Raw genomic sequence first — 983 nt, 5'->3', positions numbered from 1 at the left:
AAGGCGGCGGCCGCCGCCGCCTCGGCCGAGCAGGCCTCGGGCAACGTCTCCACCGTGGCGGCGGCGGCCGAGCAATTGTCCGCCTCCATCCACGAGATTTCCCGCCAGGTGCACGAATCCTCCAACACCTCCGGCAAGGCGGTGGCCGAGGCCGAGCGCACCAACGCCCTGGTCAAGGGGCTGGCCGAGGCGGCGGGCCATATCGGCGAGGTAGTGACCCTGATCAACGACATCGCCGCCCAGACCAACCTGCTGGCGCTCAACGCCACCATCGAGGCGGCCCGCGCCGGCGAGGCCGGAAAGGGCTTCGCCGTGGTGGCCAACGAGGTCAAGCATCTGGCCACCCAGACCGCCAGGGCCACCGAGGAAATCTCCACCCAGGTGGGGGCGGTGCAGAGCCGCACTCAGGAAGCGGTGGACGCCATCGCCTCCATCGCCGCCACCATCGGCCGCATCAACGAGATCGCCGGCGCCATCGCGGCGGCGGTCGAGGAGCAGGGCGCCGCCACCGCCGAGATCGCCCGCAACGTCCAGGAAGCCTCGGCCGGCACCCAGGAAGTCTCGGCGACGTTGGGGGACCTGGCCTCGGCCACCGCCTCGGCGGGCGCCAGCGCCGATTCCGTCCAGGGCATCGCCCGGCGCCTCACCGCCGAGACCCAGTCCCTGGACCGCGAGGTGCACCAGTTCGTGGATTCCATGCGCAAGGATAACGGGGCGGAGGGCTGAGGCATGATCGGAGCGGCGCTCGTCGTCGTGGCGCTCCTGTCCTGGGCCGGACCGGCCCGGGCCCAGGCGGTGCCGTCGGCCAGCGAGATGCGGGCCGGTGCCGCCCAGGCTCCCGATCTGGTCTTTCCGTCCGAAATCTCGACCCTGGCCGAGGTGACCACCCGCGCATGGCCGTGTTCAAGCCCGAGGGGCCCGGCCCCTTTCCCGCACTGGTGCTGTACCACCAGTGCGGCGGGCTGGGGCAGAGCAAGCGCGCC

1 protein-coding gene is annotated in these 983 nt (G+C 72.1%); it reads left to right on the top strand.

Annotation, left to right across the window (positions count from 1 at the left end):
- Window positions 1–726, top strand: a 726-nt coding sequence (locus tag H261_RS22895; RefSeq protein ID WP_008622739.1) for a methyl-accepting chemotaxis protein, incomplete at its 5' end; no start/stop codon positions are given.
- Window positions 727–983 lie beyond the last annotated feature (257 nt).

The sequence above is a fragment of the Paramagnetospirillum caucaseum genome, assembly GCF_000342045.1.
GTDB lineage: Bacteria > Pseudomonadota > Alphaproteobacteria > Rhodospirillales > Magnetospirillaceae > Phaeospirillum > Phaeospirillum caucaseum.
This window is presented reverse-complemented; position numbering and strand designations above follow the sequence as displayed.